This is a genomic window from Bradyrhizobium sp. CB1717 (genome assembly GCF_029714325.1).
Classification (GTDB): Bacteria; Pseudomonadota; Alphaproteobacteria; order Rhizobiales; family Xanthobacteraceae; genus Bradyrhizobium.
Genome location: NZ_CP121666.1, coordinates 6,204,388 through 6,221,359, shown reverse-complemented (window position 1 = coordinate 6,221,359; position 16,972 = coordinate 6,204,388). Strand labels below are relative to the sequence as shown.

Here is a 16,972-nt window from a genome sequence, read left to right as displayed (position 1 = left end):
ATCGTTGTCCCGATGATCTTGCCGAATTCTCGGTCACACGAGATCTTCCGCAAGCATGGAGCTAAGTCGATGAAAGCACGAAGCCGAATTCCGCTGACGACCGGTTGGGATCACGCGGTGCAGGTGATGTCCCGGGAGATTCGCTCGATCAAGGATCCCGGCAAGGTTCTTGAGATCCTCGAAGCTGGTTGCGGCCAGAAGTGGGATCTCGACATCGGCGATGGCGGCTATGTGCTGACCGGCATCGACCTCGACCCCGAAGCCCTTCGCATCCGGCGCGACGAAACGAAGGACCTCCACGAAGCGATCCTCGGGGATCTGCGCACAGCTGATTTCGGTGAGCGGACCTTCGACGTGATCTTCAACTGCTTTGTCCTGGAGCACGTGTCGGGGGCGCAGCAGGTCCTGGAGAAATTCAACAGATGGGTGAAACCGGGCGGGCTGATCATCATCGTGATCCCCGATCCCTATTCTGCATTCGGCTTCACCTCCAGGATGACGCCGCACTGGTTTCACGTGCTCTTCTATCGTCTGATCCGCGGATCGAAGAACGCCGGCAAGCCAGGCTACGCCCCCTACCGCGTCACCTACGATAAGGTGGTGTCGCGCGAAGGCATTCGGGCCTTCTGCGGACAGAACGGACTGGTCCTGGCCGCCGAATATGGGTATTCAGGCACCCTGACTAACAAGAGCCTTAGACAGAACTTGGTGGAAGCCTACAAGAAGACGCTTCACGTCCTGTCTCTCGGCCGCCTGAGCTCCGATTACGACGACATCATCTTGATGATCCGCAAACCGGATCTCCCCGCGAGGGCTGACCTGCAGGTCGGCGCCGCCACTCCCGCCTGATCTGCGGCCTCTAGCGACGCGTCATGTCTATCAAGTGTCGGTCTCTTGGGCTATTTCCGCCTTTCGGGCGGCACGTCACAATCAGGCGGAATTTCACCGGCGCCACGACCAGGCGCTTCAACCCGTCCTCGCCGACCAGGACCTTCTCCAACCCTTCGCAACCAGGCAACCTCCGGCTCGATGATGGTCTCGACCTCCAGAAGCGCGCCGAACTCCTTGCGCGGCTGCGGCGCTCGCTTCGTCTTCTCCGTGCCGGCCGCTTCCGCCAGTTCCGCCTCGGCTGCTGCTGCACCGGTCGCGATCTCGTTGAGCACGAAGGCAATCTGTTCATCGCTCAGTATCGCTACGCAAGCGTTTCGAGCGCGTGCCGTGCAGCGTGCTGCTCGAGCATCTTGACGACCGCCGTCAACTCGGCGGTCTGCATGCTGGTCCTTGGTTTGAGAGCCTGCGGCGAATTGAATCAAGGCGCTAAAAGTTTTGGGCGATTGGCGGCGAGTCTGCTGTGATAGCGGCGACGACAACGCCTGTTGCAGAGCTCGAACCGAAGCGTAGGCTAATATGATACGGAAACATGATACCCGCGGCGCGACATCTCGACCGATCATGAACTGATCGGCTGACTTGGTCCATTTGAAGGGCTTCGGGTTTCTGTTGTGCAGGTCGATGAAGGTACGGATGTCGGCCTCGAGCTGCCTGACGGAGGTGTGAACACCTCGCTGGATCTGCTTTCTAGTGAGTTCAGCGAACCAACTCTCGACCTGATTTATCCATGACGCGGAAGTTGGTGTGAAGTGGACATGATAGTGCAACCGGCGAGCAAGCCACGCTTTGATCCTGGGTGTCTTGTGGGTGGCGTAGTTGTCCATGACGATATGGACATCGAGGCCGTCAGGGACTTGGGCATCATCGATCTCTTTTAAAAACTTCTAGAATTCGACTGCCCTGTGCCGCTTGTAGCATTTGCCGATGACGAACCCCGAGGCGACGTCAAGCGCGGCAAGATCCGGCCGTCGAAAACCGCCAGGATGCGAAGACGCCGGCCACAGGCTAACTGATCGGAAGCGAAGTCGAGCGACCAGCGGTCATTGGGTCGCAGCGGGACAGGGATTGGCACCCGCGTTCCCAGAGCTCTCTTGCGGCCGCCCCGCTTGCGCACCATCAGCCGTTCTTCCCGATAGATGGTTTACGACGAACCCTTCGCGGCGCCAACAGGACGTGGAGCCGGCGATAGCCGAAGCGCCGCCGTTCCTTGGCGAGCGTCCGCAGCCGATCACCCGGCACGCCCGCCGCTCGCTCATCTCGTGCGCTTGCCGCAGATCGGCGACGGCCTCTCGCTTCACAGCGGGCGTCACCATTTTTTTGACAGCAGATCCTTCAGCGCGGCGTTATCCAGCATCGAGTTCGCCAACAGCTTCTTCAATGCTTGCGGCACAGATCGGCTGTCTTCGTACCCAGCTCGTGCTCCCGCAAAATCCCGATGATCTGCTCTTCCGTAAACCGCTTCCGCTTCATCGTCTGGTCCTCCTTCAGGGGCCAGACTCCAGTTCAACCTGGATAAAACCAAGGAGGCAACGTCAGACCCAGCAGCCGGTCTCGCGCTGAGGACGATCGTATTGTTGTCGAGTTCGATGCGGCCGTCAGGTCAGCTCAAACGAAATCTCTTGTATAGGGAGCGTAATCTTGAAAAGAAACTGTAACGGAAATCTGGAGTGTAGGTCAGACTGATTTTACGGTCGTTAGACTGGACTTTCTGTGCCCACGCCCAGGTGTTTCCATCTATCCGGAAAGCTCCGTAATTTGGATGCTGGGTAACCAGGAGACGAAATATCGCCTCAATATGCGGTTGGGTCCTCTCGTCCTCAGCCAACTCCGGTATATTGATGCCATCGCAGCTAGTTCCCCCTGTTTTAGGTTCATAAACGGAGTTGTAGGTCCAATCATAATCATCAAAAATGATCCAACCGCCTGCTTTCATAAGTTTATCGACCATGAAAAACGCGGCTCCATCTATGGTCCAGTTTTTAGGTCCGTCGATAAAGCAGAAATCAAACTGCGGCTCGCAGATTCCGCCAGCAGGAGTACGCTTCTCAATCAGGTTTTTTAGATACCAAGTATAAGATGACTTTTCGCGAACGATGGACACAAAAGACGTCAAATTTGCCCGGCTCACCAATTCTTCAGCAGATGGAAAAAATGCTGCGTCAATCAAATCAACACAAGTCAGGTGTCCTGCACCATTTTCATGAAGAGCTGCCGCCATATAACAGCTACTGACGCCGTGGCCGATCCCTAGTTCGAGAACATGTTGAGGCTTATGTTGTCGAATGTGTTGGTAGAGGACATGTCCCCGTTCGGGGCTAATAAATGGTATGTTACCAAGCAACTCCCGGATTTCTTCAAACCGCATCACTAAGCTCCTCTAAAATCAGTGACGTTGCCCCCGGCTCTTATCCAGGTTCGCTGAGGGAGTTTTGCACAGTTGGAGCAAGGGGCCAAGGCGCGGAGCCATTGCGGAGCGCAGCGCCTTGGCCGCGATTGCGGTGAGAAGTTTGCGGCGTAGACCGCGGGCGCCAGCCAACCGATCCGCGAATGAGGTCGCACATGGTTGTAGTCGCGCCGCCAGTCCTCGAGCGCCAGACGGGCCTGCATCAGAGACGTGAACAGGTCTCGTTCAGAAACTCGTCGCGCAAACGGCCGTTGAAGCTTTCGACGAAGGCGTTCTGCATTGGCTTGCCTGGTGCGATGTAGTGCCAGCCGACCTTGCTTTGGTCGGCCCAGCTCAGAATGGCGTTGCTGGTCAGCTCCGTGCCGTTGTCGCTGACGATGGTCTTGGCCCTGCCGCCGCCAACCGCCGCAACGCGCAGCTCGGCACCGGACCTTTCGGCGTCGTCGACATCGGAACTCAGGTGGCGCTGGCAGATTGCGACCGCGCTGAGTTCTCACCATGGCGACAGTGCCGACCTCGCCAATCCGAGATCCGAGCATTTGACTCGAGAGCTATCCCTGACGATTGGCCATACTGAAGCGACGAAACCGGAGGGAGTAATCCATCGGGGCTGTTGCGTTCGACCCGCAGCGAGCGTGAGCTAGAGATCCGGCAAGCTATGGGCGAAAATTGGTGACGGCATGAGCGTATTTGGGGGTGTTCGAAGCCTCCCACTTCTCCACCGAAGGAGTGCTACGCCATGACCGACGCTAACGTTGTCCAACTCACCCAGCCAGGAGCTTTTGCCGATCCGCTGACTGAGGTTTTGCGCAACGGTCGTTCCTCTGCCGGAACGGGAGAGGAAGTGGTGTACCGTCCCGATGACGGGGCTGTCGCGCATTCGCAGCTGACCGCCTTCAGGCAATGGTGCGAGGCTCGGACGGGGCAGAACCTGTCCGATCATGCTGCGATGGACCGTTTCTCGGTGAAGGAGTTCCGCAGCTTTTGGCGCCTCTTCCTGGAGTGGTGCGACCTACCTCGGGAGGGCGCAGTCGAGCCGATCTGTGTCGGCGATGCCTGCGAGACCGCCCGCTTTTTCCCGGATCTCCGTCTTAACTACACCGAGTGCCTCCTCGCCGGTAGTCCAGACCAACCCGTCCTGACGGCCTGCCATGGGGGCGGTAGCCGGGAGAGGTTCACGCGCGGCGCGCTGCGCGTTGCGGTAGTCGGGCTGGCGTCATCGTTACAGCGGTTGGGTGTGCGTCGTGGCGACCATGTTGCGGCTATCGCACGCAACAATGCGGAAGTGGTCATTGCCGCGCTCGCCACCGCTGCCGTTGGCGCGACCTTCGCCAGCTGCGCGCCGGACATGGGCGTGCCAGCCATCCTCGCGCGCTTCGCCCCCTTAGATCCCGTAGTGCTATTCGGATGTCTCGGGGCGAAGCCGTGGGACGCGGGGGCCCCCGTCGCCGAGCGTGTCGCCGGTGCGGCGGCCGGTCTACCGAGCCTCGCCGCGATCGTTGCGCTGGACAACGGCTCTCTTCCGGCCGGCGAGAGGACGGTGCCCTTGCACAGGTTCGCCGATCTCTTCTGCGATGCCGTTGGTGACGAGGAGGGACCGGGCTGGCTGCGTTTTCCATTCAATCAGCCCCTGTTCACGATGTTCTCCTCCGGTACTACGGGGCCGCCGAAATGCATCCAGCATGGCGCTGGTGGCACTCTGCTGGAGCATGTGAAGGAGCACCGGTTGCACTGCGATCTCGCCCCGGGCGACAAGCTGTTATTCCAGACCTCCTGCGGCTGGATGATGTGGAATTGGCAGCTCTCCGCGCTCGCCTCCGGCGTGGAGCTCGTTCTCTACGATGGGCCGCTCGAAGGGCCGGACACCTTCTGGCGGATCGTCGCCGAGGAACGTGTGACCGTGTTCGGCACCAATCCGGGCTATCTACACTTTTGCGAGCAGAGGCGCTTTTCTCCGGGGCGGGCGTTCGACCTTTCCGCTCTGCGGGCTGTGCTCTCTACGGGCTCGATCTTATATCCCCGTCAGTACGACTGGGTTCGGGATGAAGTGAATGGAGCGGTGCCACTGCAGTCGATCTCCGGCGGCACCGACATTATTGGCTGCTTTGTGCTGGGCAATCCGAACCTGCCCATCCGTCGCGGAGAGATACAATGCCGCAGCCTTGGCCTCGATGTCCGCTCGCTGCCGCGGCCCGACGATCCGGAGGCGGGCATCGGCGAGCTGGTCTGCGCCAATCCTTTTCCCTCCCGCCCGCTCGGCTTTCACGGTGACGCCGACGGCACGCGTTTCCATGCCGCCTACTTCGCCCAGAACCCCGGCTTCTGGACGCATGGCGATCTTATCGAGGTTACTCCCCAAGGCGGCTGGCGGCTGCATGGTCGTTCCGACGGCGTTCTTAACGTGCGCGGCATCCGCATCGGCACCGCGGAGATTTACCGGATCCTGGACAACATCGAGGAGATCCGCGAGGCAATGGCGGTCGAGCAGCAGGCCGAGGAGGAGGCGGGCGGCTCGCGCATGATTTTGCTGATCGTGCTGCGCGAAGGCCTGGTGATCGACGACATGCTGGCGAAGCACATCCGCTCGGAGCTTGCGCGCTGCGGCTCTCCCGCCTTCGCGCCGGCGCGCATCGCACAGGTCGCGGCACTTCCCGTCACCTTTAGCGGCAAGCGGTCCGAGGCGGCGGCGCGGGATGCGGTGAACGGCCGCCCTGTGCGGAACCGTGATGCCTTGCAGAACCCGGAATGCCTCAAAACGATTGCCGAGCACCCAGTTCTCCGGGCGCCTCCGGCCATCAGGGCATCGCGCGGGCCGGCGCCGGCCGGTGGGGTGATCCGGGATGGTGACCGGCTGCGGCGGGAGCTGCAGGCGATCTGCGAGCACATGCTGGGCGTCTCGCCCATCGGCTGGTCCGAGAATCTTCTCGGCCTCGGCGCGGACTCGCTGGCACTGGTGAACCTGCTGCTTGAGATCGAGGGCTATGCTGGGCGTCCCATGCCGCTTTCGGCCTTTCTGTCGGCGCAGTCGGTCGAAGCCATGGCCACGGTACTGTCCACCGGCGCTGGGGCAATGGCGGCGCAGCAGGCTGGTTCGGGTCCGGACGACCAGGAGCCGGTCTGCCGCTTCCTCGAGGAGGCGCGAGTCGAGCGCGCGACAATTGCGACAGTTAGTATTGTTCGGAGTGATAATATGCCAATACCGATGATCTCGCTTGTTAGATCTAAGTTAGCTTTGCTCAACTATGAATTGAGGCGGTTGTATTTTGTTTTGGTTTGGAAAATGGATATCAAAAAGGGGACACGCATCTCGCTTAGCGCAAAACTTGATAAGGTAAATCCCTCTGGTGTGCACATTGGTAAGAATACTGCGGTTGCTTTTCGATCTGCAATCCTTAGTCATGATTTCGTAAACGGAAAGTACAAGGACGTTTTTATTGGCGACAACTGCTTAATCGGAGCGGGTTCATTGATAATGCCAGGAGTTCAAATCGGAAATAATTGCATTGTGTCACCAAACAGCGTCGTTTTGCAAAATGTGCCAGCGGGATCCATCGTAATGGGCAATCCAGCCAAAATCGTTCTGAAGAATATTACAACGGGTCCATGGGGAACCCGGGGCCCAATCCAGGAAAGATCCCGCGAAAAGTCTGCAGCGATTGGTGGCGCAGAATGTATTGAATTCAAATTCGAGCCGTAGACGGATGACTCTGCGCCCGCGGACGTAGATTCGCTGGCGTTTGCGACATGCCTCTGATTTCCGCAAAAAAGGGCGGATCGACCAGCCCTTGCGGGCTCAATAGGGCTCGTGTCGGCGGATCGCGGGACAATCTGACCGACCTCCGTCTGCAGTCCGATAACAGCCTTAGCGGACTCCACGGGTCACACCTCGTATCCGCTTGTGTCCCACCCAAAGGAGACATCCCGAGGAGGTACTCCTCATTGCCAGTTGCGCGGTTTGGAGGAAAGCGGCCGTAATCTTCGCAATGGGCCTCGCGGCGGCTTTGCCCGTCCCCCTGAAGATGGCAGGGCCCGCCGTGACGAATTTGCTGCGAGAGATCGCGAAGTCGTCCGAGGAAATCACGTTCGTCCTCGACGGCACAGATCCCGACGCGCAATGCACGCTGGGTCAAGTCATTGGTCGGACTGCCAGCCGGTTCCCGCAACGGACTGCGATCGTCTCCACCAGGTTTGCGCCGCTGACTTACGGCGATCTTCAGCGCCGGTTGGACGACATCCGCGGGCAGTTGCGTGTGGGTGGGTTCGATTGCAGAGCTCGGATCGGGGTGCTCATGCCGTGCGGTCCGGAGGCGGTTCTCGCCATCTTGGCCGTGGCTTGCTGCAGCACTGCGGTTCCTCTTGATCCGCGGCTGTCTCCGGCAGAGATCGATCAGCGTTTCGGCATGCTGCAGCTGAACGCTCTTCTCGTGCCGCAAGGCAGTGACACAGAAGCGCGGCAAGCGGCCGAGCGGCGTGGGATCGCCATCATCGAAGCCGTTCCGGTCGGATATGGCCAGCTTGGACTTGATGTCACCGTGCGGGCCGCCGACTCCGCTGCTATCGACGCTGAACCTGCTCCTCACTCGCCAGCCTTCATCCTGCAGACGTCGGGCACGACCGCGCAGCCAAAGCTCATTCCGTTCAGCCACAGCAACATGCTGGCCGCGGCCGCGCGTCTTCAGGCCTGGTTCGGCCTGACGCACCAAGACCGCTGCTTGAGCGTGTCGCCCCCGTGCTATTCCCATGGGCTCAAAGTAACGGTGTTCACACCGCTCCTGACCGGAGGCAGCATTGCTGTCCCAGGAAATAATGCCATCGTGGCGCTGGATGAGTGGCTCGATTTGCTCAGTCCGACTTGGTATTCGGCAGGTCCAGCTCTGCATGCTGCAGTGCTGGACAAAGCGAGAAAAGATGCGCACGCGGCGCACACTTTGCGGTTTGTCGTATCGGGCGGCGCGCCGCTGCCGCCAGACGTACTGGACGGCCTGCAGCGCATTTTAGCCGTGCCCGTGCTGGAGCATTACGGCTCCAGCGAAGCCGCGCAGATCGCCGCCAATCTGCCGCCGCCCGGCGCGAATAGGCCAGGGACCTGCGGCCAACCTCGGCCTGGGACTCTGGCCATCGCCGGTGAGGATGGACATTTCCTAACGGCGGGCGAGCGCGGCGAGATCTGGATTCGTGGCCCTACGGTATTCTCCGGCTATCTGGACGCGCCCGAGCTCAATCAAGCCGCTTTCGTCCATGGCTGGTTTCGTACGGGCGACATCGGTAGCCTCGACGAAGACGGCTTTCTTTCTTTGCACGGGCGCCTGAGCGAAGTGATCAACCGCGGCGGTGAGAAGATCGCGCCAGCCGAGGTCGAATCGGCGTTGCTGCGCCATCGGGCCGTAGCCGAGGCCGCTGCCTTCGCAGTCCGCCATCCACGCCTCGGCGAAGACGTTGCAGCCGCGATCGTTTCTCATCCCCATACGCAGACGACGACTGCAGAGCTCCGCCAGTTCCTGCAAGGTGAGCTTGCCTCGTTCAAGATTCCACATCGCGTTCTGATCCTCGACCAACTGCCAAAGGGACCGACGGGAAAAGTTCAGCGGCGACGGCTGCGCGAGTTGATCGATAGGGCGGCCGACCATCAGGAGGCAGTGACCGAGCCTGATCTGAACAGGGGACCATTGGGTCTGGAAGCGGAATTGCTGTCCCTGTGGCGGAAGCTGCTCAAGGCCGACGCCTTGACGATCGACGACGATTTTTTTGCCAGCGGGGGCGATTCCCTTCTAGCGATGGAAATGCTCCTTGAAGTCGAACGGCGCATCGGCCGTGCCCTGCCGGATACGATCCTGTTCGGGGCAGAGACGATCCGGCAATTGGCTCTGAAAATCGCTATCGAGCCGGGCACGCAGCCAACCCCTTTCTTGCAATTCAATGCCAGTGGCGATCGGCCTGCACTCTACTTCTTCAATGGGAGCCTCGTCAGCGGCCACTCCTCTATGCAGCGGATGGTGGAGCTTCTCGGGCCCGACTACCCCATCAATTCCATTGATCCCCATGGTCTTCACGGGGAGGCGATTCCGCCGTCGATCGAGAAGATGGCTGCCGACCGCCTGCCGCTCATCTTGGAAAGACAGGCGAGCGGACCTTTCCTGCTGGGGGGCTTCTGCAACGGCGCCATTGTGGCATTCGAAGCAGCTCGCCTGCTGATGGCAGCCGGCCACAGGGTTGATAGGGTCGTCATGGTTGACCCGCCGACCGTTAGTGCCCGTGCGGCGGCGCAAGCGATCCTCAGACCGATGAAGCGACTAGTCTCGCCTTACAGTCTCCGCTGGACCTATCAGCTGATGGTCCGGCTCGAGCAGTTCTTCAACGGGTCGACGAGCAAGAGGGTTAGCCAGCTGTATACCGCTCTAACCAATCCCAAGAAACTGCATGATGCTGTCTTCAATCCCTATGATACGGTTCCGCGCGCGTTATGGGAGCCTTATTCACTCGCAATGGCGCAATATCTTCCGGCACCGCTCGAGGTTCCTGTGACGTTCTACGCAGCCGACCACGACGGTCGCGCATGGCGAGCTCTCAGTTCGCAACTCGAGGTCATCCAGGTGCCTGGGGGACACGGTGGGTGCCTGACCATCGGCCCGGAACGTCTGGTTGCTCATCTTCGGCAAACAATGGACGCTGTGGCTGACGGCGTGTCCTCTACCATTGAACTGTACACGTCGCCGATTTCCACGGGGAGCATCGGCGACCCTATGAGAAACGAAATCTGATTCCGGTATTGGCCCAACCCGGACCTATGGCGGGGTCTGCTATCGCGCCGCTAGCAGGGGTACAGCAGACATCGCGCCGCGATCTGCGGCGAGGATTTATGAGTACACGCCCCTAGTGCCGGTTGAGGTGCTCGGTCACCATGCCGCGCTGGGCTAGGAGGTCGCCCGACAAATCCTCGGGCTCAGCGGACCAGATTTGCGCACCTTCAGGTCTTCTCTGGAGCGATCGGCATCTCTCGTGGCTTGCGCGCCGCACGCGCCACAGGAAGGAATGCTCGCCCCCTGTCGCGAGCTTCACACAGGAATCGCCTGACCTGCGCCCACGCAGACGGTCGCGCCATCTTGATGTGACGATGGTCAATCGTACCTAAATTCGATGAAATCAACTCAACAGCCTCCCCGGGCACCACGTCAAATGGCGTGTTCGCGTGGACAAGCACGGTTCGCCTTCCGGGGACAACATCGCTCTTTCGAATTAATCGGAACGCGCCAGCTTTTTGGAGATCTGGCCCAATTATCATCATTGATGACACGCCCTCTGGCACGCGCAAGTCAAGGCGGCAAGAGTATGGTTGTATCCACAGCCTACTATTCTCCTGCCGAGAAAGGTAGTTCGACCGCAGTATTGTTTCGAGGTTGCACCACTGCACGTCCCCTAAGGAATTCACCGTCGCGGCACAATCGGACAACAGGTCAAGGCCTCCCGCCGCACATTCGTGATGCCCACCGAATATGATCGGCGCGCCGAGAGTCGCGGAGATGACAACGTCACCTTCGCAGGCCGCAGACAGCTCAATTCGCCCCAATACAGGAAATCCGCCGCTCGTCATTTCGGCCATTCGTAACCCGAAAGTCGACCGATTTACCATTTCGGGGTTCCGATCACGTAGATCTGTCATTGCAACTGCGGCACCTTCGAATCCCGACGCCAGCAAAAGCGGGGCTATTTTGTCGGATAAGGCGTTGTGAGGTGGCACCATCACCCGGTCCACCCGCAGCGCGGTGGTTTTCTCCAGCCATTCGATTCTCGACAGACTTTGGCCCAAAATTGCCAAAGTGCGCTCGCGTGGGCGAGACCAGCCTAGTTCGGCTCGCGTATGATCGTTGCCATGAATAAGAAGCGAGACCCACTGTGAGCTGCGCTTTATTAAACTCACAGTGTTTGAATGCGTGCTCCAAACGTCGACTGGTATCATCGCCAGCGCAACATGGAAGTGGTGCTTTTGCGCTTGCTCGATAAGGTCGCGATAATTCAAAAACCCGTACGAGGGCAAGCGCAAATTCGGATCATCGAGAGTAAAGCACGCACGCAGTGGCGCGTGTCTCCAACCAATTTCTTCAGTTTCCTTAACTAAAAACTGCAACAGGGGTAAGAGCTGCATGAAATTGCTGCCATTCAAATAATCCAATGGCTGTTCCCCCGGTCGTAAATCTGGCAGAGGAATAGAAACCCTCTGGCCAACGCATCCGTCTTTTCTTGTTTCAATCCACACTGGGCGGCGATCAAAATATGCAAGGACTTCGCCACCAGGATCTCGCAGCACGGGTACGTTGGATAATGCAGCGTGTCGCAATGCCCGGTTCCGCAGGAGGGGCTTGAGCTGCCTGGACGCAGTGAACACGACTTTGCTGCTATTGCCGCTGGCCCCTCGCTCAACCCGGCGGGGCATCGCGTGAAAGTGACGGACCTGACGTTTCCATAATTCCTCCGCGACTCTCTCGTCCCCGGAAAGGCTGAGCACGACATCCCCAGGCCGGCGCTCGAAGAGATTCTGGCAGTCCTTGAACCGTATAGGGGTAAGACTCTCCAGGAGATCCTTTATCATCGGGTCAAGCGAGCTGATCGCTGGGTGCACGTAGACGTCGACTACTGCCTTTTCGGCGGTGACCGTCTCGTCAACGCGGCTCTCGATCATTTTGAGCAAACTCCTGAAGAGTGACTCGCGTTGCCACTTTTTTGGCGAGTCCAAGCTCACGGGTTGTCAGGAAACAGTGGCCGCCGTGTCAGAGCTTGAACTGGATGTCGAGCCCGAGCTATCTCCAATACGTCGAGCGCAACAGCCCGGAGGGATTACTCCCAACAGCGAGACCTTCCGAGGGCGCGACCCGGATGAGCCTGGCTCTGGCCAGCGCAGCGCATCAAGCCGGGCTGCAAAGGCCTGGCGGACGCGTACGGCCGCGTGACCACTGGCAGGACCACGGCGTTGCCGTGACTTGATCGCTCGGCTTGAGGCGCTCCATCAGTTACACCGATCCGTCTCATCTGGCGGGACTGCTGCGCTGGCCCCGGGAACGGCCACACGGTCGATGCGCCGAGAAGCGAGATGAACTCACTTAGCCTCATTACAATAGCATCATGCTGGATCGAATTGACCTTGCCCCTTTGGCTTACTCCGGTTTGAACCGCGACCTCGAATTGTGCTCCTCTTTGGGAAGTCCTATACAAAAAGCTCGCTTTCCACTGACAGAGGTCGGCGCAATGGGGCTCTCAGCGAACACATCTGCGGGAGGTGACCCGCCCGGCGCGGTCCTTATCATCGTCGAGAACCTGCCGGTGCCGGTCGATCGCCGGGTCTGGTCGGAGGCCACAGCGCTGCGACAGGCTGGTTACACCGTTTCAGTCATTTGTCCGAAGGGGAGGGGATACGACAAGGCATACGAGCAGATAGACGGTGTGCATATCTACCGCCATCCACGGGGTGTGGAAGGCTCGGGCGCCGTGACCTATCTTCTCGAATATACTGTCGCCCTTTTTTGGCAATTCGTTCTGTCGTTGAAGGTGGCGCACAGGCATGGATTCGATATTCTTCAAGCGTGCAATCCGCCGGATCTGACATTCTTGATCGCGATTTTTTACAAGTTCTTCTTTGGCAAGAAATTTCTGTTTGATCAGCATGATCCCTCGCCCGAACTTTATGAGGTCAAGTTCGGCCGCCGGGATTTCTTTTATCGTCTCCTGCTCCTGTTTGAACGCTGGACGTTTCGCTTGGCCGACGGGGTCCTCGCGACAAACCCAACCCTAGAGCAGCAGGCCGTGGAGCGAGGGGGAATGCCGCCAGACAGGGTCTGGATCGTTAGAAGCGTCCCCGATGTTAGGCGCTTCAGCCAGGTCAAGCCCGACCTGTCGGTCAGGCGGACCTTTCGATATCTCGTCGGCTATGTGGGGATGATGGCCGACCAGGACGGAGTAGACCTCCTGGTCAAGGCGATGGAACACATCGTCAAGCGCATGCATCGAACGGATATCGCCTGCCTGATCATCGGCGATGGGCCGGAAGCAGGTCGGGTCAGGACGCTCACAGGCGAACTCGGGATTGCCGACAATGTCGAATTTGCCGGTTACATTTCGGGCGATGCGCTTCCCGCCATGCTGGCGGCTTGCGACATCGGCGTCGTTCCGGATCCGCCCAATGCCTGCAACGTGGTTATGTCGATGATCAAGGTCTTTGAGTACATGGCCCTCGGGCTGCCGTTCGTCCTGTTCGACTTGGCACAGGCGAGGGCTGATGCAGGCGACGCTGGCCTGGTGGTGGCGGAGCCGACGCCGCGGGCGCTCGGCGAAGGAATCCTCGCGCTGCTTGAAGATGAGGTCGGGCGCGAGCGGATGCGGAACTCCGGCAGGAAACGTGCTTACGGCGAGTTTCAATGGGAGGTCGAAAAGCGTTCCCTCTTGGCCGCCTATGCGCAGTTGGTGCCGAGGCGCGCGCGCGCACATGCAGGGACACCAGCCAATTCGAATGCTCCCTAAGAGCGGAAGCAATTAGCTCAGCGCTGGATCGGGTGAACTGGTCGATCGCGAGGTCGCCTACGTCTATGTGTCTGGGGCGGTACCTCTTTTGGTCTATCCCTTTCAATTCTTGTCCGCAGGTTTGAATGCGATCGTAAATCATCGGCCCTGAGGGCGGCTACGCTGCGATAGACGTCGCGCCTGATCTTATCAGTTGAGGAGCACGAACAAGTGGCCCCGATGCTGATGGACGGGTCCGCAGCCGTGTGCCGCGCGCCTTGGTAGCCCACCCGGTTCGCCTCTCTTCCGGATGCTGGGCGCAGGCACCGGCAACGCGTTCAACGTCCAGATCGTACTTGAGGTCAGCCTCACCTGGAGCGCAATCTGTTTGGCGGCAAGATGACTCCGCCATGCCGCTCAGAGGACTCGCAAGGCCACTTGCTCCAAACAGATCGAGAAGCAACGCCACATCGCATGTTTATCGGCGCAGCGTTGCCACGTGCACTTCATGCGCAACGCGCTGGCGCTTGCGGGCAAAGGCTGACGGCGCGCGTCTCCGCTTCCATCGCCACCATTCGCCCAAGCGGCAGGCGCCAGTGCCCAAGACTGATGTGCTTTCCTACGCGACGTTCCCGCCGTGGCACTGGACCCAGCTGTACTTTTCCGAACTGCGACACAAGCTGACACGAAAAATCGCGTGCGTGTCTTGAACCAACCAATCAATACGTGGCGCAATATAGGCGCGTATGAGGCAAGCGCTGGGCGCTACCTACTTGAGTATAAATCACACTTTGAAAGTTTTTTCGCCATTTTTGCTCATTAGGCAACCGATCCAGCAGTCGGGGGGCACCTTCAAAAATCCCACTGCTTTGGAGTCCGCTCGCGGTCCGAGACTGCGATGCGTTGGAATCCGCGCGCGGTCCGTGACTGTGATGCGTTGGAATCTGCTTGCGGCCTGAGGTTGCGAGCACGTGGTATGTCGCGCGCCTTCTTGAAGCGCGGCAGTGGAATTCCCTTGTCAACGTCAAAGACTCAGCAACAGAACGAAAGGTACGCATGTCGTTCAACTTGTCATCCACTCCGTTTTCGTCGGGGTCGCTTTGGAACCAGCAGGTCAACACCGGAGCGACATATACGTCGATCAACTGGCCCACATCGACCGGATGGAACTACGCCGCGACGGACCTCTTTCCAGTCTACGTCGCCTCGTCGTCGGACCCCGTCGTGCAGGTGTCTGTTCCCGAGACCTATGGATGGCCCGCCGGGACCATCAGCGTCCATATCCCGGTAGGGGCGACCGGCGGGGGCGGCGCGGGATATGGGTCAGACCCGAATCCCGACAACCCGATCATCGTCATCGACGGCGACATCGCCTACAATTTCTGGCGATGGAGCTGGACGAGCAACACGACCGCGACCGCCCAGGCGTATGGCGAGGCGAATGTGGTCACGGGCACCGGTTGGGGCGCCCTCCAGACACCCACTGCGGAAAATAATTGGTCATCCCATCTGGGTGCAGGCGTCTCTGCCGACGGCTCGAGCGAGCTCGGCGGGCTCCTGATCAAGGCGCAGACGGATACGGGCACGATCGATCATGCCCTGCAGCTCGCCGTCGACAACTCACTCTTGGCGCCAGGCTACGTAGCCCCCGCCATTGGCAGCGACGGCTACACTGCCGGTGCTCCCTTGAAGGAAGGCCAGCTTCTGGCCATTGAGCCCGGAACGCCGATGCCGTCCGGCCTTTCGCCGCTGGGCCAGGAGGTATTCCGTGCCCTCCAGCAATATGGCGCCTACATCACCGAGCGGGGAGGCGGCCAGACCGCTCTTCGCATCCAGCAGAACGCCTATGATGCGACGACGGACAGAGCCCTCGATGCGGACGTGAACAAGTTCCTTCCATTGCTCAAGGCGGTGAGCGGGGGCACGCCGACAACCTCGCCCACCACCCCGACGGTCCAGCCGGCGGTGACGCAGGCCACGGCCTCCCCAGGAACAGGTACCGAGCACGTCGGGGACGCGATCACGCTGTCGCTCGCCTTCAACGAGGCGGTGACCGTGACGGGCACGCCCACGCTGTCGCTCAATGATGGTGGCAAGGCCACCTATGTCGGCGGCTCGGGCTCGAGTACGCTCACCTTCAAAACGACCGTCGCCTCGACCGACACCAGCACCTCGGCGCTCGCCATCACGGGGGTGAACCTTCCGAGCGGTACGAGCATCAAGGACGCAAGCGGTATTGCGGCAAACCTGTCGGCTGCGGTGAAGACTTTCTCCGGCCTGCAGATCGACACCACGCCAACCACGCCAACCACGCCCACGGCGCCAACCACGCCCACGGCGCCAACCACGCCCACGCCGCCATCGACTCCCTCCGTGATTTCGCCTGACCTCACCATTGCGGATGACTCGCTCTGGGTGGCGGGTCGAGGCGGTACCGTCGATCTCGGGACGAAGGTGACGACGACCGATTCCAACGACCGCGTGACCCTGCACATCACGGGGTTGCCGAAATACGAATCGATCACTGACAAGCTCGACGGTCAAACGTTCCACGGAAGAGACATCACGTTGACGGCCGCGCAGGTCAACAGCGGGCTGACTCTGACCTCGACCTACAGGGGCGGTGGTCATCCGGTTGCGGAACTTACGCTGACGGCAACCGCGACGGATCCGTCAACCGGTGCGGTTGCGACGGCTGCGCCGCAGACCATCACCGTGACGGACCCCCGACCTGCGAGGGACGCGACCACGACGACGTCGTTGCACGGCAATCACACTGTGACGGATCATCAGCCTGATGCCGCCACGACTGCCGTGACCTCGGCGGCCTCGCAGACGATCGAGCCCACGGATCATCGGCAGGCGGCGGCTGCAAATCCGGGCTTCCTGGCAAGCAGGGCCTTTGAGCTGCTCCAGCAGCATTTTGACCCGGCCGGCAGTAGCCTGGCAACGACCGCTGCCCATCCGGTCATGGCGGCAGATCATCCGTCCGACACCGGGAGCTCGATGGCCTCGCTCGCAAGCCAGAGCTTTGCGCTGCTGAACCAGTATCTGGCCGCTCACACCGGCCAGGTGGATCCCGGTCAGATCGTGGCGGCTGTGTCGCAGGCGACCGGTTGGGGGCACGACGCGTTGCTGGCCAGGCCGCAACACTAAGGCCGAGCCGCACCCAGGCTCCGCGCCTGGGTGCGG

Annotated in this window: 7 protein-coding genes and 3 pseudogenes; 5 read left to right on the top strand and 5 right to left on the bottom strand. The window is 60.1% G+C overall.

Annotation, left to right across the window (positions count from 1 at the left end):
* Window positions 1-69: 69 nt before the first annotated feature.
* The gene (locus QA649_RS29310) at window positions 70-849 is read left to right on the top strand and encodes a class I SAM-dependent methyltransferase (protein WP_283020234.1); all 780 of its coding nucleotides are present in this window, start codon (window positions 70-72) and stop codon (window positions 847-849) included.
* 608 nt (window positions 850-1,457) lie between these two features.
* On the opposite strand, the pseudogene QA649_RS29305 reads toward QA649_RS29310, so the two are convergent.
* The 4 genes and pseudogenes from QA649_RS29305 to QA649_RS29290 all read right to left on the bottom strand — a co-directional run.
* Window positions 1,458-1,847: pseudogene (locus tag QA649_RS29305) on the bottom strand (transposase); the annotation flags it as partial.
* An 11-nt stretch (window positions 1,848-1,858) separates the two neighbouring features.
* Window positions 1,859-2,361 (bottom strand): annotated as a pseudogene (locus QA649_RS29300) (transposase); the annotation flags it as partial.
* Window positions 2,362-2,491: 130 nt separating this feature from the next.
* Complete coding sequence (locus QA649_RS29295) at window positions 2,492-3,256, bottom strand: class I SAM-dependent methyltransferase (RefSeq protein WP_283020233.1); 765 nt, start codon at window positions 3,254-3,256, stop codon at window positions 2,492-2,494.
* Between the two features lie 40 nt (window positions 3,257-3,296).
* Window positions 3,297-3,674: pseudogene (locus tag QA649_RS29290) on the bottom strand (integrase core domain-containing protein); the annotation flags it as partial.
* Between the two features lie 360 nt (window positions 3,675-4,034).
* On the opposite strand from QA649_RS29290, the gene QA649_RS29285 reads away from it, so the two are divergent.
* Window positions 4,035-6,992 carry an acetoacetate--CoA ligase gene (locus tag QA649_RS29285; RefSeq protein WP_283020232.1) on the top strand — a complete coding sequence of 986 codons (2,958 nt, stop codon included), beginning with the start codon at window positions 4,035-4,037 and terminating at the stop codon, window positions 6,990-6,992.
* A gap of 337 nt (window positions 6,993-7,329) precedes the next feature.
* On the top strand, window positions 7,330-10,053 hold the full coding sequence (locus QA649_RS29280) for an AMP-binding protein (protein WP_283020231.1): 2,724 nt from the start codon (window positions 7,330-7,332) through the stop codon (window positions 10,051-10,053).
* Window positions 10,054-10,259: 206 nt separating this feature from the next.
* Here QA649_RS29280 and QA649_RS29275 read toward each other — a convergent pair whose 3' ends face one another.
* On the bottom strand, window positions 10,260-11,969 hold the full coding sequence (locus QA649_RS29275) for a hypothetical protein (RefSeq protein WP_283020230.1): 1,710 nt from the start codon (window positions 11,967-11,969) through the stop codon (window positions 10,260-10,262).
* Window positions 11,970-12,409: 440 nt separating this feature from the next.
* Between QA649_RS29275 and QA649_RS29270 the strand changes: the two genes are divergently transcribed.
* A complete protein-coding gene (locus QA649_RS29270; RefSeq protein ID WP_283020229.1) occupies window positions 12,410-13,801 on the top strand; it encodes a glycosyltransferase family 4 protein in 1,392 nt (463 codons plus the stop codon).
* Between the two features lie 927 nt (window positions 13,802-14,728).
* The gene (locus QA649_RS29265) at window positions 14,729-16,936 is read left to right on the top strand and encodes a hypothetical protein (protein ID WP_283020228.1); all 2,208 of its coding nucleotides are present in this window, start codon (window positions 14,729-14,731) and stop codon (window positions 16,934-16,936) included.
* Window positions 16,937-16,972: the final 36 nt, after the last annotated feature.